Origin of the sequence: Flavonifractor sp. An9 (genome assembly GCF_002161245.1) — a bacterium.
GTDB lineage: Bacteria > Bacillota > Clostridia > Oscillospirales > Oscillospiraceae > Flavonifractor > Flavonifractor avicola.
The window spans coordinates 135,877-155,051 of record NZ_NFHC01000003.1 but is presented as its reverse complement, the minus strand read 5'-3'; the positions used below and the strand labels follow the sequence as shown (position 1 = coordinate 155,051).

General features: G+C 65.5%; 21 protein-coding genes and 1 riboswitch. All 21 genes read left to right on the top strand.

Going from position 1 to position 19,175, the window contains the following annotated elements; translation table 11 throughout:
• Window position 1 precedes the first annotated feature (1 nt).
• The 21 genes from cobK to cobA all read left to right on the top strand — a co-directional run bounded on the left by cobK (window position 2) and on the right by cobA (window position 19,175).
• Window positions 2-745 (top strand): precorrin-6A reductase, encoded by a 744-nt coding sequence (gene cobK, locus B5G40_RS03720; protein WP_087398817.1) that lies wholly within the window; start codon window positions 2-4, stop codon window positions 743-745.
• Window positions 742-1,935, top strand: a complete 1,194-nt coding sequence (cbiE, locus tag B5G40_RS03715) for a precorrin-6y C5,15-methyltransferase (decarboxylating) subunit CbiE (protein ID WP_087398816.1) — start codon at window positions 742-744, stop codon at window positions 1,933-1,935. The genes cobK and cbiE overlap by 4 nt, the downstream gene beginning before the upstream one ends.
• Entirely contained in the window at window positions 1,932-3,299 is a 1,368-nt protein-coding gene (locus tag B5G40_RS03710; protein ID WP_087398815.1) for a cobyrinate a,c-diamide synthase, read from the top strand. Before cbiE ends, B5G40_RS03710 begins: the two co-directional genes overlap by 4 nt.
• Window positions 3,296-4,354 carry a nicotinate-nucleotide--dimethylbenzimidazole phosphoribosyltransferase gene (cobT, locus tag B5G40_RS03705; protein ID WP_087398814.1) on the top strand — a complete coding sequence of 353 codons (1,059 nt, stop codon included), beginning with the start codon at window positions 3,296-3,298 and terminating at the stop codon, window positions 4,352-4,354. The genes B5G40_RS03710 and cobT overlap by 4 nt, the downstream gene beginning before the upstream one ends.
• 45 nt (window positions 4,355-4,399) lie before the next feature.
• Complete coding sequence (locus B5G40_RS03700; protein ID WP_087398813.1) at window positions 4,400-4,921, top strand: bifunctional adenosylcobinamide kinase/adenosylcobinamide-phosphate guanylyltransferase; 522 nt, start codon at window positions 4,400-4,402, stop codon at window positions 4,919-4,921.
• Window positions 4,918-5,685, top strand: coding sequence for an adenosylcobinamide-GDP ribazoletransferase (locus B5G40_RS03695; RefSeq protein WP_087398812.1), 768 nt, complete (start codon window positions 4,918-4,920; stop codon window positions 5,683-5,685). Before B5G40_RS03700 ends, B5G40_RS03695 begins: the two co-directional genes overlap by 4 nt.
• Window positions 5,682-6,038, top strand: coding sequence for a bifunctional adenosylcobinamide kinase/adenosylcobinamide-phosphate guanylyltransferase (locus B5G40_RS03690; RefSeq protein WP_087398811.1), 357 nt, complete (start codon window positions 5,682-5,684; stop codon window positions 6,036-6,038). Before B5G40_RS03695 ends, B5G40_RS03690 begins: the two co-directional genes overlap by 4 nt.
• Window positions 6,029-6,622 (top strand): histidine phosphatase family protein, encoded by a 594-nt coding sequence (locus B5G40_RS03685; protein ID WP_087329389.1) that lies wholly within the window; start codon window positions 6,029-6,031, stop codon window positions 6,620-6,622. The genes B5G40_RS03690 and B5G40_RS03685 overlap by 10 nt, the downstream gene beginning before the upstream one ends.
• Window positions 6,619-7,596, top strand: coding sequence for an adenosylcobinamide-phosphate synthase CbiB (cbiB, locus tag B5G40_RS03680; protein WP_087398810.1), 978 nt, complete (start codon window positions 6,619-6,621; stop codon window positions 7,594-7,596). Before B5G40_RS03685 ends, cbiB begins: the two co-directional genes overlap by 4 nt.
• A 39-nt stretch (window positions 7,597-7,635) precedes the next feature.
• Entirely contained in the window at window positions 7,636-8,691 is a 1,056-nt protein-coding gene (gene cobD, locus B5G40_RS03675; RefSeq protein ID WP_087398809.1) for a threonine-phosphate decarboxylase CobD, read from the top strand.
• Complete coding sequence (locus tag B5G40_RS03670) at window positions 8,691-10,187, top strand: cobyric acid synthase (RefSeq protein WP_087398808.1); 1,497 nt, start codon at window positions 8,691-8,693, stop codon at window positions 10,185-10,187. The genes cobD and B5G40_RS03670 overlap by 1 nt, the downstream gene beginning before the upstream one ends.
• Before the next feature lie 3 nt (window positions 10,188-10,190).
• Window positions 10,191-10,838 (top strand): precorrin-8X methylmutase, encoded by a 648-nt coding sequence (locus B5G40_RS03665; protein ID WP_087398807.1) that lies wholly within the window; start codon window positions 10,191-10,193, stop codon window positions 10,836-10,838.
• A 5-nt stretch (window positions 10,839-10,843) separates the two neighbouring features.
• Window positions 10,844-11,629, top strand: coding sequence for a sirohydrochlorin cobaltochelatase (locus tag B5G40_RS03660; RefSeq protein WP_158099479.1), 786 nt, complete (start codon window positions 10,844-10,846; stop codon window positions 11,627-11,629).
• Window positions 11,612-11,798: riboswitch (cobalamin riboswitch) on the top strand. Its footprint overlaps the gene before it by 18 nt.
• 32 nt (window positions 11,799-11,830) lie before the next feature.
• Window positions 11,831-12,550 carry an energy-coupling factor ABC transporter permease gene (locus B5G40_RS03655; protein WP_087398806.1) on the top strand — a complete coding sequence of 240 codons (720 nt, stop codon included), beginning with the start codon at window positions 11,831-11,833 and terminating at the stop codon, window positions 12,548-12,550.
• A 13-nt stretch (window positions 12,551-12,563) separates the two neighbouring features.
• Window positions 12,564-12,860 (top strand): energy-coupling factor ABC transporter substrate-binding protein, encoded by a 297-nt coding sequence (locus B5G40_RS03650; protein ID WP_087270639.1) that lies wholly within the window; start codon window positions 12,564-12,566, stop codon window positions 12,858-12,860.
• A gap of 2 nt (window positions 12,861-12,862) precedes the next feature.
• Entirely contained in the window at window positions 12,863-13,642 is a 780-nt protein-coding gene (gene cbiQ, locus B5G40_RS03645) for a cobalt ECF transporter T component CbiQ (protein ID WP_087398805.1), read from the top strand.
• Window positions 13,639-14,487, top strand: coding sequence for an ATP-binding cassette domain-containing protein (locus B5G40_RS03640; protein WP_087398804.1), 849 nt, complete (start codon window positions 13,639-13,641; stop codon window positions 14,485-14,487). The genes cbiQ and B5G40_RS03640 overlap by 4 nt, the downstream gene beginning before the upstream one ends.
• Entirely contained in the window at window positions 14,484-15,176 is a 693-nt protein-coding gene (gene cobI / locus B5G40_RS03635) for a precorrin-2 C(20)-methyltransferase (RefSeq protein ID WP_087398803.1), read from the top strand. Before B5G40_RS03640 ends, cobI begins: the two co-directional genes overlap by 4 nt.
• Complete coding sequence (locus B5G40_RS03630; RefSeq protein ID WP_242959178.1) at window positions 15,173-16,819, top strand: NAD(P)-dependent oxidoreductase; 1,647 nt, start codon at window positions 15,173-15,175, stop codon at window positions 16,817-16,819. Before cobI ends, B5G40_RS03630 begins: the two co-directional genes overlap by 4 nt.
• Window positions 16,816-17,706: a hydroxymethylbilane synthase gene (gene hemC / locus B5G40_RS03625; protein ID WP_087398802.1), complete on the top strand. Its 891-nt coding sequence runs from the start codon at window positions 16,816-16,818 to the stop codon at window positions 17,704-17,706. Before B5G40_RS03630 ends, hemC begins: the two co-directional genes overlap by 4 nt.
• A complete protein-coding gene (cobA, locus tag B5G40_RS03620; RefSeq protein ID WP_087398801.1) occupies window positions 17,691-19,175 on the top strand; it encodes a uroporphyrinogen-III C-methyltransferase in 1,485 nt (494 codons plus the stop codon). The genes hemC and cobA overlap by 16 nt, the downstream gene beginning before the upstream one ends.

Genomic DNA, 19,175 nt, shown 5'->3' with positions numbered 1-19,175 from the left:
GATGAACATCCTGCTCTTCGGCGGCACCGGCGAGGGGAGAGAGTTGGCCCAGTGGCTGCTGGATCAGAAGATTCCCACCCTGGTGTGCGTGGCCACTGAGTACGGCGAGACCCTCCTTCCCTCTGGGGCGGAGGCCCATGTGGGCCGCATGGACCGGGAGGCGATGGAGAAGCTGATGGCCTCCCGCCCCTTCACCCATGTGGTGGACGCCACCCACCCCTACGCCGTGGAGGTGACCGCCAACATCAAGGCGGCGGCGGAAGGAGCCGGACTGCCCCTCCTGCGGCTGGTGCGCCAGTCCGACGGGGAGGACCTGTGCCACAAGGCGGGAGACATGGCCGGGGCGGCGTATATGCTGGAGCGGCTGCCGGGCAACGTGCTGCTCACCACCGGCAGCAAGGAGCTGGACGCCTTTGCCAAGCCCGGCCTGGTGGAGCGGTGCTATACCCGGGTGCTGCCCATGGCGGACTCCCTGGACCGCTGCCTGAAGCTGGGCTTTCCGCCCAAAAACATCATCTGTATGCAGGGTCCCTTTTCCAAGGAGCTGAACGTGGCCCTGCTGAAGCAATATCACATCAAGACCCTGGTGACCAAGGACACCGGAGGCTACGGCGGGTTCCGGGAGAAGGCGGAGGCCGCCCGTGAGGCGGGGTGCGCGCTGCTGGTGGTGGAGCGGCCCCGGGCTGAGACCGGCCTGACCCTGGAAGAATGTAAGGAGAAACTGCTGCGGGAGGGAGAAGCATGAAAGTCTATCTCATCGGCATGGGTATGGGCGCTCCGGAGACCATGACGGTGTGGGCGCTGGAGGCCGTCAAGGAGTGCTCCACCCTGGTGGGCGCTCCCCGGCTGCTGGAGCCCTTCCAGGAGAGTCACACCTGCGTTCCCCTCATCGCCGGGAGCGATATCGCCGAATACATCGAAAAGCAGCAGGAGGGCCCCATCGGGGTGCTCCTGTCCGGGGACACCGGCTTCTACAGCGGAGCCAAAAAGCTGTGGACCCTGCTGGGGGGCCATCAGGTCATTACCATCCCCGGCATCTCTTCCCTCAGCTACTTCTGCGCCAAGCTGCACACCAGCTGGCAGGACGTAAAGATCGTCAGCGCCCATGGCCGCAGCCACAACGTGGTGGGGGAGATCCAGCGCAACAGCCGTACCTTCGCCCTCACCGGCGGAGCCACCAAGGCGGAGGACATCTGCAAGGAGCTCACCCGCCGGGGGCTGGGTGGGGTCACTGTCTCAGTGGGGGAGCGGCTGAGCTACCCCGACGAGCGGGTGGTCACCGGCACCGCGGCAGAGCTGGCGGAGCAGACCTTTGCCGATCTGTCGGTGGTGCTGGCGGAGAACCCCGACCCGGTGGTGCGGCCCTTCAACTCCCCCGGCCTGCCCGACGGGGCCTTCCTCCGGGGGGACGTGCCCATGACCAAGGAGGAGGTGCGTACCCTGGCCATCTCCAAGCTGCGGCTGGAGGAGCACCATGTGGTGTGGGACGTGGGCGCCGGTACCGGCTCGGTGTCGGTGGAGTGTGCCCTGGCCTGCCCTGCCGGGCAGGTGTATGCCGTGGAGAAGAAGGAAGAGGCCGTGGCCCTGCTGGAAGAGAACAAGGCCCGGTTCCACACCGGCAATCTGGTGGTGGTGTCCGGTACCGCCCCGGCGGCCTTGGAGGATCTGCCCGCACCCGACCGGGTCTTTCTGGGGGGCACCTCCGGTGAGCTGGAGGAGATTCTGAACATCATCTTCCGGAAAAATCCCGCCGCCCGGGTGGTATGTACCGCCGTCACTCTGGAGACGGTGGCCGAGGCCGCCCGGCTCTTCGCCCCTCTGGAGGGGGCTGACATGGTGCAGGTGGCCGCCACCCGCACCCGGCAGGCGGGCCGATATCACCTCATGGACGCCCAAAATCCGGTGTGGATCTTCTCCGGGGAGGGACGGCCATGAGTACCCCCCGGTTGCTGCTGTGCGCCCCCGCCAGCGGAGGGGGCAAGACCACGGTTACCTGCGCCCTTTTGCAGGCCCTGATGGATCGAAGAATCAATCCCGTGGCCTTCAAGTGCGGCCCCGACTACATCGACCCCATGTTCCACAGCAAGGTCATCGGGGCCAAGAGCCGCAACCTGGATCTGTTCTTCCTAGGGGAGGATCGTACCCGGTCCCTGCTGGAGCACAACAGCGTGGGGTCCGGCCTGGCCCTCATTGAGGGAGTCATGGGCTACTACGACGGCATCGCCATGAGCCATGAGGCCAGCGCCTACCATCTGGCCAAAGCCACCCGCACCCCGGCGGTGCTGGTGGTGGACGGCCGGGGGAGCGCTCTCACCCTGTCCGCCGTGGTCCACGGCCTGAAAACCTTCCGGCCGGACAGCGGCATCCAGGGCGTTATCTTGAACCGGGTGTCCCCCATGCTCTACCCCCGGCTAAAGGAATGTATAGAGGCCGAGACCGGCGTCACGGTGTACGGCTTCCTGCCCAGCCTGCCTGACTGCGCGTTGGAGAGCCGCCACCTGGGCCTGGTCACCGCCGACGAGGTGGCGGGCCTGAAGGAGAAGCTCCACAAGCTGGCCGCCCAGGCGGAGCAAACCATGGATCTGGACGGCCTGCTGGCCCTGGCCGCCTCCGCCCCCGACCTGGACGCCGGGCCTCTGGACCTGCCGGAGCCGGTAGAGGGTACGCCGGTCATCGCGGTAGCCCGGGACAAGGCATTCTGCTTCTACTATGCCGACGGCCTGGAGCTGCTGGAGAAGCTGGGAGCCAGGCTGGTGGAGTTCTCCCCTCTGGAGGACCAGGCCCTGCCGGAAGGCACTTGCGGCCTCTACCTGGGGGGCGGCTACCCGGAGCTGCTGGCGGAGCAGCTGAGCCAAAATACCGCCATGTTGTCCGCCATCCGGAACGGGGTGGCGGGCGGTCTGCCCACCGTGGCCGAGTGCGGCGGCTTCCTCTACCTCCATGAAAAACTGGAGGATGTGGGCGGAAAAGACTGGCCCATGGCGGGGGTGATCCCCGGCCGGGCCTGGAATACCGGCAAGCTGGGCCGGTTCGGCTATGTGACCCTCACCGCCCGTACCCACGGCCTGCTGTGTCAGGCGGGAGAAGAGCTGCCCGCCCACGAGTTCCACTACTGGGACAGCCAGCAGCCCGGCGACAGCTTCCGGGCCCAGAAGCCGTTGAGCAATCGCGGGTGGGACTGCGGTGTTCATGCGCCTACGCTGTACGCCGGTTTTCCCCACTTTCATTTCTGGGCCAGACCTGAGATGGCCCGCAATTTCGTGGCGGCAGCCCGCCGCCGACAGGAGGCATTGCTATGACACTGGAAGAAGTGGTCCGTTCCATTATCCCCGCCGACCAGAACGCGGCGGCCCAGGCCAAGGCCCGCTGGGACTCCATCGCTAAGCCCCTGGGCAGCCTGGGTGCGCTGGAGAGCGCGGTGATCCGCATGGCGGCCATCACCGGCACCCCCAACGTGGATATCTCCCGCCGGGCGGTGGTGGTCATGTGTGCCGACAACGGCGTGGTGGCCGACGGAGTCACTCAGACCGGGCAGGAGGTCACCGCCATTGTGGCGGAGAATATGTCCACCGGTGACACCAGTGTGTGCGCCATGGGCCGGGCCGCCGGGGTGGAGATCGTGCCGGTGGATATCGGCGTGGCCACCCCCCTCCATGGAGAGAGGATCTTGCAGAGAAACATCCGCCGGGGCACCGCCAACCTGTCCCAGGGTCCCGCCATGACCCGGGAGGAGGCCGAGCGGGCCGTGCTGGTGGGTGTGGAAGTGGCCCGAGAGCTGTGTGACGGCGGCGTCAAACTGCTGGGCACCGGCGAGATGGGCATTGGCAACACCACCACATCCTCCGCCGTGGCCGCTGTATTTTTGAATAAAGAGCCGGAGGTCATGACCGGCCGGGGCGCCGGCCTGTCCAGCGAGGGCCTGGTGCGGAAGATCCACGCCATTGAGCAGGGCATCGCCGTCAACCGGCCCGACCCCAGTGATCCTCTGGACGTGCTTCACAAGGTGGGAGGCCTGGATCTGGCGGGCCTGGCGGGTGTGTTCCTGGGCGGCGCCATGTGCCATGTGCCGGTGCTGGTGGACGGCTTTATCTCCTCGGTGGCCGCCCTCATCGCCGCGAGGATCTGTCCCATCTGCAAGGACTATATGCTGGGTTCCCACGCCTCCGACGAGCCGGCCAGCAAGCTGGTGCTGGGCGAGCTGGGTCTGGAGCCCTTCCTCTATGCCGGTATGCGGCTGGGAGAGGGCACCGGCGCGGTGGCAGTGATGCCCCTGCTGGATATGGGCCTGGCGGTGTACCGGGAGATGACCACCTTTGAGGCCACAGATATTGAGGCATACCAGCCCTTGACTTGAGGCGGGCGACCATAAAGGTCGCCCCTACGAAATGGAGAATGCGTTATGCTGATCTTAGTCTCCGGCGGCTCGGCCAGCGGGAAGTCGGAATTTGCCGAGGGTCTGGTGACCTCCTCCGGTTTGGAAAAGCGGATCTACCTGGCCACCATGCAGGTGTGGGACCAGGAGAGCGTCCGTCGGGTGGAGCGCCACCGGCAGATGCGCGCCGGCAAGGGGTTTGAGACGGTGGAGTGCCCCACCGGTTTGGCGGACATCGTATTGCCCCCCGGCTGCGCCGTGCTGCTGGAGGACCTGTCCAACCTGTGCGCCAACGAGTACTTTTCCCCCGACGGAAAGGACGGCACTCTGGACCGGGTGCTCTCCGGCATCCGCCGGGCAGCGGAGCAGGCGGAGCTGCTGGTGGTGGTCACCAACGAGCTCTTCTCCGACGGCATGGATTACGATCCCGTCACCCTGGACTATCTGTCGGTGCTGGGAGAACTGAACTGCCGGGTGGCCGCCCTGGCGGGACAGGTCTACGAAGTGGTGTGCGGCATCCCTGTGGCGTGGAAAGGAGAACGTGCGTGAAAAGTCTCATCATTGCCTTTGCCATGTACTCCAAAATCCCCATGCCAAGGGTGGACTGGGAGAAGAAGGCCCTGTCCTGGGCCCTGTGCTTCTTCCCCATGGTGGGAGCGGTCATTGGTGCGGTGCTGTACGGCTGGATGGCTCTGGCCCGGTACCTGGGCTTCGGGCCCCTCTTCTTCGCCGCCTTCGCCCTGCTCATCCCCATCGCCCTTAGCGGAGGCATCCATCTGGACGGCTTCTGCGACACCTGCGACGCCCTGTCCTCCCACCAGAGCCGGGAGCGCAAGCTGGAGATTTTGAAGGACTCCCACACCGGGGCCTTTGCCATCATCTGCTGCGGGCTCTACCTGCTGGTATTTTTCGCCTGCTGGAGTGAGGTGGCGGCAGCGGGGCGGGCCGCATTGGTGCTGGCGTTGGGGCCGGTGCTCTCCCGCAGCCTGTCCGGCCTCTTTGCCGTTACCCTGCCCAACGCCCGGGGCACCGGCCTGCTGGCCACCTTCACCGGGCCTATGGACACCGCTAAGGCCCGTGGCGTCATGGTGATCTGGGTGGTGGCCTGCGTGGCCGCCATGCTGTGGCTGGACCTGTGGACCGGCGGCGCTGCCCTGCTGGGGGCGGGACTGGCCTGCCTGTATTATCGGGTCATGAGCCAGCGGCAGTTTGGGGGCGTCACCGGCGATCTGGCTGGCTTCTTCCTCCAGATCTGCGAGCTGGGCATGGTGCTGATGGTGGCTGTGGTCCAGAAAATCGAGGTGTTGGTATGATACTCATCATTGGCGGCGCTGGCCAGGGCAAGTTGGACTATGTGCTGCAAAAAACGGGATATACTCCCGACCAGGTGGCCCATTCTCCCGAAGAAGCCAAAACCAAGCCGATCTTTGACGGCCTGGAGCAGTGGCCCCACCTGGACGAGGAGGAGCTGCTGACCGCCAATCCCGACCTGATCCTCATCTGCGACGAGGTGGGCTGCGGCGTGGTACCCATCGACCCGGCCCAGCGGGCCTGGCGAGAGGATGTGGGTCGGCTGTGCTGCCGTCTGGCTAAGCGGGCGGAGCGTGTGGAGCGCATTTTCTGCGGCCTGCCCATGACCCTGAAAGGAGACAAACCATGGAACTGATCCTCATTCGGCACGGAACCACCCAGGGCAACCTGGAGAAGCGCTTTGTGGGCACTTTGGATGTACCGCTCACCCCCCAGGGGGAGGAGCTGGCCCGTAAAGTGGGGCCCACCCTGCCCAAGGTGGAGCACATCTACCGCTCCCCCCTGATGCGGTGCCGCCAGACGGCAGAGCTGCTGTGGCCGGGGGTGGAGACCACCGTGATCGAAGAGCTGCGGGAGACCGACTTCGGCCCCTTTGAGGGGAAAAACCACGAGGAGCTGAAGGACGATCCCCTGTATCAGGCCTGGATCGGCCAGGGCGACCGTTTGAACTTTGCTGCTATGCCGGTAGGGGAGACCGCCGAGCAGGTGGTGGAGCGGGTATCCATCGGCCTCGGGAAGCTGGCCAAGGATGCCGCTGCCCGCGGCTTTGAGCGGGTGGGCGTGGTGTCCCACGGCGGGGCGCTGATGGGCCTGCTTTCCAAGTATGGCCGCCCGGAGCGGGAGTATTACGGCTGGATGTGCCCCAACTGCGGCGGCTTCCGCATGGCCCTGGACCCGGACACCCTGGAACTGACGGTGCTGGAGGAGTACAAGGGATGAGTTGGTGGATCAGTCATCTGACGGCGCTGCTCATTGGCTTCTGCCTGGACCTATTGCTGGGGGACCCCCACTGGGCTCCCCACCCGGTGCGGGCCATCGGTGCCCTGATCTCCGGGTTGGAAAAGGTGCTGCGGAAGCTCTTCCCCAAGTCCCACGGTGGTGAGCTGGTAGGGGGCGTGGTGCTGGTGCTCCTTACCCTGGCGATCCCCACCGGCCTGACGGTATTGCTGCTGTGGGGGTGCTGGCTGGTCAGCCCCTGGCTGTCCCTGGCGGTGGAGAGTGTGATCAGCTACCAGCTGCTGGCCACCAAGTCCCTGGCCGTTGAGAGCCGAAAGGTATACGATGCTCTGAAAACCGGAGACATGGACAAGGCCCGGTACGCCGTCTCCATGATCGTGGGCCGGGACACCGACCGGCTGGACGAGGCCGGGGTAACCAAGGCGGCGGTAGAGACGGTGGCGGAAAACGCCTCCGACGGGGTAATCGCCCCCCTCATCTTCCTGGCCATCGGCGGCGCGCCCCTGGGGATGTTCTATAAGGCGGCCAACACCATGGACTCCATGGTGGGCTATAAAAATGACAAATATCTCTACTTTGGCCGGGCGGCGGCCAGGTGGGACGATATTCTGAACTTCATTCCCGCCCGCATCTCCGGTGTGCTCATGTGCCTGGGGGCTGTGGCGGCGGGGTACGATGGGAAGAATGCCTGGCGCATCTTCAAGCGGGACCGGAAAAAGCACAAGTCCCCCAACGCCGCCCACACCGAGGCGGTCTGTGCCGGCGCCCTCCAGCTTCGGCTGGTGGGGCCCAGCTGGTACTTCGGCAAGCTGGTGGAGAAGCCCTACATCGGGGACGATCAGCGGCCTCCCGAGCCTCTGGATATTCTGCGGGCGGGCCGGATCCTGTACGCCACCGCCTTCTTTGCCCTGCTGCTTTTCTGCGGGGTGCCCCTGCTGATTTTATTGTTCCCCTGAGGACAAATGCCCACATGGTCCACGAAAAGGAGCGTTGTTATGCCAGTCTACACCCACGGCGGGGATATCCTCACCGCCCAGGCCGCCTACGGCGGGGAGGTCCTGGACTTTTCCGCCAACCTGAACCCCCTGGGGATGCCCGCCCCGGTGGCGGAGGCGGTCCGGCAGGCGGCGGACCAGTCGGCCTGCTACCCGGACCCTCTGTGCCGGGACCTGCGGCGGGCCATTGCCGCCCATGACGGAGTGGGGGAGAAGCAGGTGGTGTGCGGCAACGGTGCCGCCGACCTGATCTTCCGATTGGTGTTTGCGCTGAAACCAAAAAAGGCCCTGGTCACTGCCCCCGCCTTCTCCGAGTATGAGGAGGCCGTGACCTGCGTGGGCTGCCAGGTGGTCCGGTACACTCTGGATCAGGACAAAAACTTCGACCTGGACGCTGGCTTCGTGGACGCCATCGAATCGGACACCGACCTGGTGTTCCTGTGTACCCCCAACAACCCCACCGGGCGGCTGATCGATCAAGATCTGCTGAAAGCAGTAGTGACAAGGTGTGGTGCTGTGGGCGCGGTGCTGGTGGTGGACGAGTGCTTCCTGCCTCTGGCCACCGGCGGGCCGGGGCTGGCCCCCTGGCTGGCCCACCACCCCAATCTGGTGCTGCTGCGGGCCTTCACCAAAAGCTACGCCATGGCGGGTCTGCGGCTGGGCTACTGCCTGACGGCCAACGAGGGACTGCGGGAGCAGCTGGGCAAATTCGCCCAGCCCTGGAGCGTGTCCACCCCCGCTCAGGCGGCAGGCGTGGCGGCCCTGACCTGCTGTCCCCACTGGCCGGCGGAGGGCAGGCGCTTTGTGGAGGAAGCCCGGCCCGGTCTGGCCGCCGGTCTGACGGCGGCGGGGTGTACCGTGATACCGGGGCAGGCCAACTATCTCCTGTTCCGGCTGCCCGGCGTAGCCGATCTGAAAGAAAAACTGCTGGAGCGTGGTGTGCTCATCCGCTCCTGCGCCAACTACTACGGCCTGGGCCCCGACTGGTACCGGGTGTGCGTCCGGGGCGAAGAAGAAAACCGGCGGCTGCTGGCCGCCCTCAGCGAGGTGCAGTGATGGCAAAGGCAATTATGATCCAGGGTACCGCCTCCAACGCCGGCAAGTCTCTGCTGGCGGCAGGGCTGTGCCGCATCTTCAAGCAGGACGGCTACAAGGTGGCCCCCTTCAAGTCCCAGAACATGGCCCTCAACTCCGCCATCACCCCCGACGGGTTGGAGATGGGCCGTGCCCAGGTCATGCAGGCCGAGGCGGCGGGAGTGGCCCCCGACGTGCGGATGAACCCCATTCTCCTGAAGCCCACCAGCGATGCGGGCTCTCAGGTTATCGTCAACGGCATTCCCCAGGGTACTATGAAGGCGGGAGATTACTTCAAGTATAAGAAAAACCTGATTCCCGACGTGATGGAGGCCTATTCCACTCTGGGGTCGGAGTATGATATCATCGTCATCGAGGGGGCGGGCAGCCCGGCGGAGATCAACCTGAAAGAGGATGATCTGGTCAACATGGGCATGGCCCGTATGGCCCACGCCCCCGTGTTGCTGTGCGGCGACATCGACCGGGGGGGCGTGTTCGCCTCCCTCTACGGCACGGTAAAGCTGCTGGACCCGGACGAGCAGGAGATGATCAAGGGCTTGATTATCAACAAGTTTCGGGGGGATGTGGAGATTCTCCGCCCCGGCCTCACCCAGCTGGAGGAGCTGGCGGGCAAGCCGGTGCTGGGCGTGGTGCCCATGCTGGAGGTGGATGTGGACGATGAGGACTCCCTGTCCGCCCGTCTGTCCAAATCCGGTAAAGTGGGCCTGGTGGACGTGGCGGTGATCCGCCTGCCCCGGCTTTCCAACTTCACCGACTTCAACCCCCTGGAGCGGATGGAGGAGGTTTCCCTCCGCTATGTGGGGAGCGTGGGGGAGCTGGGCCATCCCGACCTCATCATTTTGCCCGGCACCAAGAACACCATGGACGACCTGCGGTGGCTGCGGCAGAGCGGCCTGGAGGGCGCCATTCTGAAGCATACCGCCAGGGGCGGCGCGGTCATTGGCATTTGCGGCGGCTATCAGATGCTGGGCAACACCGTCTCCGACCCCGACGGGGTGGAGGGCGGCGGCACCCTGGCGGGGCTGGGCCTGCTGCCCTCTGAGACTGTGTTCCAGGGGGAGAAGACCCGCACCCGGGTGACCGGTACCTTTGCCCAGGCCCAGGGCATCTTTGCTCCTCTGGCCGGTGTGGCCTTTGAGGGCTATGAGATTCATATGGGCAAGACGGAGAGTGCCGCCGCCCCGCTGGTGCAGTTTGCCACCCAGACCGGGGAGGAACACACCGACGGCCTCAGCAAGGGCAACGTGTGGGGCTGCTACGTCCACGGTATTTTTGACAAGGCTGGAGCGGCCTCCGCTCTGGTGAACTGCCTGCTGAAGGCCAAGGGCCTGGAGGGCCAGGCCGCCAGCGTGGACTGGCAGGAGTACGCCCAGCGGCAGTATGACAAGCTGGCGGACGGCCTGCGGGCCAGTCTGGATATGGAGCGGATCTACCGCATCCTGAACGGGGAGGAATGACCCATGAAAAAAATCGAGCTGCAGCGGGTGGCTCCCGCCGACATTGAGGCCAGAAGCATGGAGATCATCGGCCAGGAGCTGGGGGACCGGGTATTTCCCGCCGACCAGCTGCCCGTCATCAAGCGGGCCATCCACACCAGCGCCGACTTCGACTATGCCGACAACCTGGTGTTCTCCCCGGATGCGGTGGCGGCGGGCATTGCCGCCATCAAGGGGGGCTGCACCATCGTCACCGACACCCAGATGGCCTTCTCCGGCATCAATAAGCGAGTGCTGGAGAAGTTCGGCGGCAAGGCGGTGTGCTTCATGTCCGACCCGGACGTGGCCGCTGAGGCCAAGGAGCGGGGGGAGACCCGGGCCACCGTGTCCATGGAGCGGGCCGCTCAGCTGGAGGGCCCCCTGGTGCTGGCCATCGGCAACGCCCCCACCGCCCTGGTGCGGGCCTGTGAGCTCATCGAGGAGGGGAAGATGGCCCCCGCTCTGGTGATCGGCGTGCCGGTGGGCTTTGTCAACGTGGTGGAGAGCAAGGAGCTGCTGCTCACCATGGACACCCCCCACATCGTGGCCCGGGGCCGCAAGGGCGGCAGCAACGTAGCCGCTGCCATCTGCAACGCCCTGCTCTACCAGGCCAGCAACAACGCACGGGAGTGAAGGATATGAATACACAAGCCCTTCTGGCGGTGTCCTTCGGCACCAGCCACCGGGACACCCTGGAAAAGACCATCGCCGCCATCGAGAAGGCTCTGGCTTCCGCCTTTCCGGAGCGCACCCTGCGCCGGGCCTTCACCAGCGGTATGATTTTGAGAAAGCTGGAGCGGGAGGGCACCCACATCGACGACGTGCCCGCCGCCCTGGAGAGGCTGGCGGCGGAGGGGTACACCGACGTGCTGGTCCAGCCCACTCACATCATGAACGGCGACGAGTACGACAAGATGATGGCTCTGGCCGTCCCCTTCGAGGGCCGGTTTGAGAAACTGACCTTCGGGCGTCCCCTGCTCACCGAGACGGGGGACTACCTGGACGCGGTGGGGGCCCTGCTCCAAGACCTGCCCCAGGCGGAGGAGGGCAAGGCCATTCTCTACATGGGCCACGGCACCGAGCACTTTGCCAACTCCTGCTACGCCTTGCTGGAGTATGTGTTCCGGGATATGGGCCGGAAGGATGTGGTCATCGGCACGGTGGAGGGCTACCCCGGCTTTGGGGAGGCGGTGCGCCGTATTAAAGAACTGGGAGCCAGTCGAGTGGAGCTGCGGCCCCTGATGATCGTGGCGGGCGACCATGCCAAAAACGATCTGGCGGGGGAGGAGGAGGACTCCTGGAAGTCCCTGCTGGAACAAGAGGGCTACGCCGTCAACTGCGTGCTCCAGGGCCTGGGAGAGTTTCCCAGTATCCAGGCCCTCTTCGTCAAGCACGCCGGAGAGGCCAAACAACTCCAGGCGTAAGCCTGTTTGCATAGAGGGCCGGGAAAAGGGAAGCCGGGTGCAATTCCCGCGCAGTCCCGCTGCCGTAAGAGAAGAGCCGCCGGGCACCATGTCACTGGGAAAACCTGGGAAGACGCGCGGCGGCAGAGAGGCTCAAGCCGGAAAACCTTGCCCGGCCCGGAAACCACCCACCTACGAGTGATAGGAAAGGATGAAACAACCATGAAAACTCTGACTGCCGACAAAACCGTCCGCGCCGCGGCGGTGCTGGTGGGGCTGCTGGGTCTGATGACCATGAGCGCCTCCGCCATGCACATCGCCGAGGGTATGCTGCCGGTGAACTGGGCCATCGGCTGGGGCGCGGTGTGCGTGCCCTTCCTGGTGGCTGGTTTCTTCTCCATCAAGAAGAAGATCGACCAGGCCCCCCGGGCCAAGATCCTGCTGGCCATGTGCGGCGCCTTCGCCTTCGTGTTGTCCGCCCTGAAGATCCCCTCGGTGTCCGGCTCCTGCTCTCACCCCACCGGCGTTGGCCTGGGCGCCATCCTGTTCGGGCCCCTGGTCATGACGGTGCTGGGACTGATCGTGCTCCTCTTCCAGGCCCTGCTGCTGGCCCACGGCGGCCTCACCACCCTGGGCGCCAACGTATTCTCCATGGCCATTGCCGGGCCCATTGTGTCCTGGCTGGTCTATAAGCTGCTGCGGAAGGCCAAGGCTCCTGCCGCTGTGGCGGTATTTGCCGCCGCAGCCCTGGGTGACCTCTTCACTTATGTGGTCACTTCGGTGCAGCTGGGGGTCATCAACGGCGGCATGGTGAAGTTCCTCACCATCTTTGCCGTGACCCAGATCCCTCTGGCCATTGCCGAGGGCCTGCTTACCGTGGTGATCTTCAACGTGCTGGAGAAGTACAGCAAGACCGAGCTGCATGAGCTGCAGGTGCTGTAAGGAGGGGACGGATATGAAAGTTTGGCAGAAAAATTTGATTTTAATCCTGTTGGTGGTGGTCATTGCCGCCGTGCCCCTGTGGCTGCTGCCCAATGCCGAGTTCGGCGGAGCCGACGGCCAGGCTGAGGAGGCCATTATGGAGCTTAACCCCGACTATGAGCCCTGGTTTGAGCCCATTCTGGAGCCCGCCAGCGGCGAGGTGGAGTCCATGCTCTTCGCCCTCCAGGCCGCCATCGGCGCCGGTGTGGTGGGCTTCATTCTGGGCCGTATCACCAAGAAGCCGGACGGGAAAGAGAAAGGAACGAACTGACCATGGGCACCGACCGCTACGCCTATCAGTCCCGCCTGCGGCGGGTGTCTCCCATGCCCAAGCTGCTGCTGACGGTAGTCGCTCTGGTGATCTGCCTGTGCTGCGACAGCGTGGCGGTGGGCCTGTTTACCCTGCTTCTGATGGGGGTGCTGATTACTGCCCTGGGGGGCCTGCCCCTCAGGGCGTACCTCCATTTTCTGAAGGTGCCTTTGATCTTCCTGGTCATCGGCTGCCTCACCATCGTGGGGGGAGCCTATCCCGCCGGGACGGAGATGGTGGCCGCCATCCCGGTGGGAGGCAGTTTGTGGGGCTTTACCCTGGATGGCCTGTGGCTGGGCGGACGTATCTTCTGTAAGGCCCTGGGGGCGGTGGGGTGTATGTATTTTCTCTCCCTCAATACCCCCGTTACCGACCTGACCATGGCCCTGGGACGGCTCCATGTGCCCAAGCTGCTGGTGGAGCTGATGGAGCTGATCTACCGCTTCATCTTTGTGCTGGCGGAGACGGCTGACCACATCCGCACCGCCCAGGATTCCCGGCTGGGCTACCGGGGGTTCCGCCGGTCGGTGTCCTCCCTGGGGATGCTGGCATCCATGGTGTTCCTGCGGGCATGGCGGAAGGCCGACCGTATCTATACCGCCCTGGAGTCCCGGGGCTATACCGGCAGCCTTACCACCCTGAACGATGCCTATCGTCCGGGGTGGGGGCTGCTCCCCCTCACCGTATTTGCGGCGGCGGGGCAGATTGCCATTTGGTTTGTAGAAGGGAGGCTGCTGCCGTGAAGGCCATCCAGGCAGAAGATCTGTGTTATACCTATGAAGATGGCACTGTGGCCCTGGACCATATCACCTTTGCCGCAGAAAAAGGGAAGGTCACCGGTATCCTGGGGGCCAACGGGGCGGGCAAGTCCACCCTATTCCTCAGCCTCAACGGGGTGCTCACCCCCAAGAGCGGCAAGGTGGTGCTGGGGGGCCAGCCGGTGCGCTACGATAAAAAGGGCCTGCTGGAGCTGCGCCGCCGGGTGGGTATCGTGTTCCAGGACCCGGACGACCAGCTCTTCTCCGCCGACGTGTACCGGGACGTGTCCTTCGGCGGGGTGAATCTGGGCCTGCCGCCCGAGGAGGTCCGCCGCCGGGTGGAGGCGGCTCTGGACCGCACCGGAGTGTCCCATCTGCGGGACAAACCCACCCACGCCCTGTCCTACGGACAGAAGAAGCGGGTGGCCATCGCCGGTGTGTTGGTGATGGAGCCGGAGGTGCTCATTCTGGATGAACCTACCGCCGGGCTGGACCCCCAGGGGGTCAGCGACATCATGAAGCTGCTCGCCCGGCTGCGGGACGAGCTGGGCATGACGGTACTCATCGCCACCCATGATATGGACATCGTGCCCCTGTACTGCGACTACGCCTACCTGCTGGGAGGGGGCAAGGTACTGCTGGAGGGCACGCCGGAGCAGCTCTTTGCCGACCCGGCGGCCCTGCGTGCCAATCATCTCCGTTTGCCCCGCATCGCCCACCTGATGGAGGTGCTGCGGGAGGTGGATGGTCTGGACGCCGACCGGTCCGCCGCCACCATTGGGGCGGCCCGGCGGGAGATCCTGCGAATGCTCAAGGAGGAAAACCAATGAGAGGAATGTTGTACGGCGTGGGGGTTGGCCCCGGCGATCCCGAACTCATCACTAAAAAGGCTGAGCGCATTATCCGCCAGGCGGCGGTGCTGGCCGTGCCCGACGCGGGCCGGGGGGAAAAGACCGCCCTCAATATCGTGGGGGAGCTGGCCGACGGCAAGGAACTGCTGACCTGCGAGGCCCCTATGGTGCGGGACCATGCCGCCCTGGACGGGGCCTATGAGCGCAACGCCGACTTGGTGTGCGCCGCCCTGGACGGGGGTAAGGACGTGGCCTTTATCACCCTGGGGGACCCCACGGTGTACTCCACCTACCTCTACCTCCACAAAAAAGTGGCGGCCCGGGGGTATGACGCCCAGATCATCCCCGGCGTGCCCTCCTTCTGCGCGGTAGCCGCCAAGCTGAACATGGCCCTGTGCGAGAAGAGCGAGCGGCTGCTCATCGTCCCCGCCTCCCACAAGGATGTGTCCGACTGCCTGGACCTGGACGCCAACCTGGTGTTTATGAAGGCGGGCAAGGAGATTGGCGCCCTGAAAAACACCCTGGAGGAGCACGGCTTGCTGGGCCGGGCCTCCCTGGTGGCCAACTGCGGCATGGAGGGGGAACTGGTGTGTCCCCGCTTTGCCGACCTGGAGGAGGGCAGCGGCTACTTCTCGGTGGTGCTGGTGAAAAAGGGGGAAGAGGCGTGAAGCTCATTATGACCGGCCTGGACTGGCATAAAGCCCCCATCGACCTGCGGGAGGGGTTGTCTTTCACCCGCAACCAGGTGCTGGAGCTGGACCGCCGTCTGTACCGCCGGGAAGGGGTGGAGGGCTGCGTGCTGCTGTCCACCTGCAACCGCACCGAGCTCTACCTATCCTGCGGGGAGGGGCCCATGCCCGACCCGGGAAGGCTGCTGTGCGCCGAGGCGGGGGTGGAGTACGGCCCCTTTGAGGCCGCTTTTGTCACCCGGACGGGGGAGGAGGCGGCCCGCCACCTGATGGAGGTGGCTGGCGGCCTGCGCTCCCAGATCTGGGGGGAAGATCAGATCGTCACCCAGGTGAAGGGCGCCGTTCAGACCGCCCGTGAGGCGGGCACGGCGGACGGGGTGCTGGAGACCCTGTTCCGCAACGCCGCCGCCGCCGGTAAGGAGATTAAGACGAAGGTTCGTTTCATTGGGGTGCCCCGGTCGGCGGCCCGGTCCGCTGTGGACCGTCTGTCCGCTCACCTGGGGGGGCTGAAGGGCCGGAAGGCCCTGGTCATCGGCAACGGGGAGATGGGCCGGCTGGCCGCCTCCCTGCTCCACGAGGCGGGGTGCGCCGTCACCATCACCCTGCGCAGCTACCACCACGGAGAGACCGTGGTGCCCGCCGGGTGCGCCGTCACACCCTATGAGGAGCGGTATCAGGCCATGGAGGGCATGGATCTGGTACTCTCCGCCACCACCAGCCCCCACTACACTGTGACGGCCTGGGAGCTGGCGGAGCTGTCCCACCCGCCCAGGGTGCTGGCCGACCTGGCTATCCCCCGGGATATCGAGCCCCAGGTAGCCACTCTGCCCGGCTTCACCCTCTACAATGTGGACGACCTGGGGGTGGATGCCAGCCGGGAACTTCCACCGGAGGCGGCGGCCATTGTGGAAAAGTATCTGGACCGGCTGAACCAGTGGGAGAACTATAAGAACTGCCTGCCCGGCCTGGAGCGGGTGAAGCAGGCGGTGGCCGCCCGGGTGCTGTCCACCGACCTGGAGGGCCCGGAGGCCCGGGAGCTGGTGGAGCTGGCGGTGAGCCGGGCGGTGGATCTGCTGTCTGGCGGGCTGAAGGACAACCTGACCCCGGAGGATCTGGAGCGGTGTGCTGCCAAGATTGAAGTGCATACTGCCGCCAAGCCCCGGTGGACCTTGCCTCAGGAAAAACACTTCCGTTTTCCACTTTTTATTGACCTGGTGGGGAAAACTGCCGTGGTCATCGGCGGCGGCGTGGTGGCCTGCCGCCGGGCGGAGGTATTGGCCCGCTTCGGCGCCGAAGTTACCGTCATTGCCCCCAGGTGTAAACCCCTGGACGGGCGCATACAGTGGGAGGGACGGCCCTACACCCCCGGCGATCTGGCGGGAGCCGCCATTGCGGTGGCCGCCACCGACGATCGCTCCGTCAACCGCGCTGTGGGGGAGGAGGCCCGCGCCCTGGGTATCCCGGTGAGCGTGGCCGACGCCCCGGAGGAATGCACCTTCTTTTTCCCCGCCATCTGCACTGGGGATAACATTGTGGCCGGAGTGGCTGGGCGGGGAGACGACCACGCCCGCACCGCCCGAGCCGCCAAGGCCATCCGGGCCGTACTGGAGGGATTGGAATGAAGACCATACGGGTGGGCAGCCGGGAGAGCAAGCTGGCTGTCATTCAGTCGGAGCTGGTGATGGAGGCCATCCGCGCCCATCATTCGGAGATCACCCTGGAGCTGGTGACCATGAAGACCACCGGCGACAAGATCCTGGACCGCACCCTGGACAAGATCGGCGGCAAGGGCCTTTTTGTGAAGGAGCTGGACGCCGCCCTGCTGGACGGCCGGGTGGATCTGACGGTACACAGCTGCAAGGACCTGCCCATGGAGGAGGACCCGGCCATTCCCCTGGCGGGCTTCTCCAAGCGGGAGGACCCCCGGGATGTGCTGGTACTCCCTGAGGGCGTGACCGAGCTGGACCCCGCCAAGCCCATCGGCTGTGCCTCCGCCCGGCGGGCGGTGCAGCTGAAGGCCCTGTTCCCCCACATGGAGGTGGCTCCGGTGCGGGGCAACGTGCTCACCCGGCTGCGCAAGCTGGACGAGGGGCAGTTCTCCGCCCTGGTGCTGGCTGCCGCCGGTCTGAAACGGCTGGGGCTGGAGGGGCGCATCACCCGGTATTTCACCGTGGAGGAGATGATCCCGGCGGCGGGGCAGGGCATTATGGCCCTCCAGACCCGGGCCGGAGAGGACCTGAGCTATCTCAGCGGCGTGGTGGATGAAGCGGGCACCCTGTGTGCCCGGGCCGAGCGGGCCTTTGTCCGCAAGCTGGACGGGGGCTGCTCCTCTCCCATTGCCGCCCACGCTGTGCTGGAGGGGGAAACCATCACCCTCACCGGCCTCTATGTGGATGAGGCCGGGCAGGTGTTCCGGGACAAGATCTCCGGACCCAAGGAACAGGGAACCGCGCTGGCGGAACAGCTGGCCAATTCCATGAAGGAGGGAAATCCATGCCTGGTAAAGTAACATTGGTGGGGGCGGGGCCGGGCGATCCCGGCCTGTTGACCCGGAAGGGGCTGGAGGTCCTCCAGAAGGCGGAGGTGGTGGTGTATGACCGGCTGGTGAGCCCCGCCATCCTGGCCATGATGCCCGAGAAAGCCGAGCACATCGACGTGGGTAAGCAGGCCTTCCGCCACCCGGTGCCCCAGGATCAGATCAACCAGATCCTGCTGGACAAGGCCCTGGAGGGCAAGAATGTGGTGCGCCTCAAGGGCGGCGACCCCTTCCTCTTTGGCCGGGGCGGCGAGGAGCTGGAGCTGCTGGCCCAGCACGGCGTCTCCTTTGAGGAGGTGCCCGGCATCACCTCCGCCATTTCCGCCCCCGCCTACGGGGGTATCCCGGTGACCCACCGGGACTGCTGCTCCTCCCTCCACATCGTCACCGGCCATCAGCGGGCGGGGAAGGAGCTGGACATTGATTTTGAGGCTCTGGTGCGCACAAAGGGCACCCTGGTCTTTCTGATGGGCGTGTCCGCTCTGCCCCAGATTTGCCGGGGGCTGCTGGATGCGGGCATGGAGCCTGCCATGCCCGCCGCCGTGGTGGAGCGGGGCACCACCCCCGCCCAGCGGCGCATTTCCGCCACCCTGGGCACCCTGCCCCAGGCGGCGGAGGAGGCCAAGGTGGAGAGCCCTGCCGTCATCGTGGTGGGCAAGGTGTGCGCCCTGGCGGAGGACTTTGACTGGTTTGACAAGCTGCCCCTGAAGGGCAGACGGGTGGTGGTCACAAGGCCTCGCGAGCGCTCGGGCACCCTGTCCGCCCGGCTGCGGGCTCTTGGGGCTGACGTGTGGGAGTACCCCTGCATCGCCACCGTGCCTCTGGACCCCTGTCCCGCTGTGGATAAGGCCATGGAGAAGCTTCACGGCTATGAGTGGCTGGCCCTCACCAGTCCCGCCGGGGTGGAGGCCCTGTGGGCCTGGCTGGACAGTCACGGCAAGGATGCCCGCGCCCTTGGAGCCGTGAAGCTGGCCGCTATCGGCCCCGGTACCGACCGCGAGCTGAAAAAACATGGTTTAAAGGCCGACTATGTGCCGGAGGTGTACGACGCCGCCCATCTGGGAGAGGGTCTGCCCGCTACGGGCAAGGTGCTAGCCCTTCGGGCGGAGGAGGGCTCCCCCGCCTTGACAGAGGGGCTGGCAAGGCGTAACATTGCCTGTGACGATGTGGCCAGCTACCGCACGGTGTATGAAAATCCCCGCTCTCAGGAGCTGCGGGCGGCGGTGGAAGGGACGGATGGTCTGCTGGTGACCTTCACCTCCGCTTCCACCGTGAAGGGCTTCGTCTCCTCCGTGGGTGAGGATGTCAATTTCTCGCGCATGGTGGGGATGTGCATCGGGCAGCAGACTGCCGCGGAGGCAAAGAAATTCGGAATTCCTGTGCGGGTGGCCCGTGAGGCCACCATGGACGCGCTGGTGGAAACCATTTTGGAAGGTGTTTGA

What these genes read in the sequence shown, in the direction of transcription:
- cobK (WP_087398817.1), top strand. Translation starts at nt 2, where the DNA reads ATGAACATCCTGCTCTTCGGCGGCACCGGCGAGGGGAGAGAGTTGGCC.
- cbiE (WP_087398816.1), top strand. Translation starts at nt 742, where the DNA reads ATGAAAGTCTATCTCATCGGCATGGGTATGGGCGCTCCGGAGACCATG.
- B5G40_RS03710 (WP_087398815.1), top strand. Translation starts at nt 1,932, where the DNA reads ATGAGTACCCCCCGGTTGCTGCTGTGCGCCCCCGCCAGCGGAGGGGGC.
- cobT (WP_087398814.1), top strand. Translation starts at nt 3,296, where the DNA reads ATGACACTGGAAGAAGTGGTCCGTTCCATTATCCCCGCCGACCAGAAC.
- B5G40_RS03700 (WP_087398813.1), top strand. Translation starts at nt 4,400, where the DNA reads ATGCTGATCTTAGTCTCCGGCGGCTCGGCCAGCGGGAAGTCGGAATTT.
- B5G40_RS03690 (WP_087398811.1), top strand. Translation starts at nt 5,682, where the DNA reads ATGATACTCATCATTGGCGGCGCTGGCCAGGGCAAGTTGGACTATGTG.
- B5G40_RS03685 (WP_087329389.1), top strand. Translation starts at nt 6,029, where the DNA reads ATGGAACTGATCCTCATTCGGCACGGAACCACCCAGGGCAACCTGGAG.
- cbiB (WP_087398810.1), top strand. Translation starts at nt 6,619, where the DNA reads ATGAGTTGGTGGATCAGTCATCTGACGGCGCTGCTCATTGGCTTCTGC.
- cobD (WP_087398809.1), top strand. Translation starts at nt 7,636, where the DNA reads ATGCCAGTCTACACCCACGGCGGGGATATCCTCACCGCCCAGGCCGCC.
- B5G40_RS03670 (WP_087398808.1), top strand. Translation starts at nt 8,691, where the DNA reads ATGGCAAAGGCAATTATGATCCAGGGTACCGCCTCCAACGCCGGCAAG.
- B5G40_RS03665 (WP_087398807.1), top strand. Translation starts at nt 10,191, where the DNA reads ATGAAAAAAATCGAGCTGCAGCGGGTGGCTCCCGCCGACATTGAGGCC.
- B5G40_RS03660 (WP_158099479.1), top strand. Translation starts at nt 10,844, where the DNA reads ATGAATACACAAGCCCTTCTGGCGGTGTCCTTCGGCACCAGCCACCGG.
- B5G40_RS03655 (WP_087398806.1), top strand. Translation starts at nt 11,831, where the DNA reads ATGAAAACTCTGACTGCCGACAAAACCGTCCGCGCCGCGGCGGTGCTG.
- B5G40_RS03650 (WP_087270639.1), top strand. Translation starts at nt 12,564, where the DNA reads ATGAAAGTTTGGCAGAAAAATTTGATTTTAATCCTGTTGGTGGTGGTC.
- cbiQ (WP_087398805.1), top strand. Translation starts at nt 12,863, where the DNA reads ATGGGCACCGACCGCTACGCCTATCAGTCCCGCCTGCGGCGGGTGTCT.
- cobI (WP_087398803.1), top strand. Translation starts at nt 14,484, where the DNA reads ATGAGAGGAATGTTGTACGGCGTGGGGGTTGGCCCCGGCGATCCCGAA.
- hemC (WP_087398802.1), top strand. Translation starts at nt 16,816, where the DNA reads ATGAAGACCATACGGGTGGGCAGCCGGGAGAGCAAGCTGGCTGTCATT.
- cobA (WP_087398801.1), top strand. Translation starts at nt 17,691, where the DNA reads ATGCCTGGTAAAGTAACATTGGTGGGGGCGGGGCCGGGCGATCCCGGC.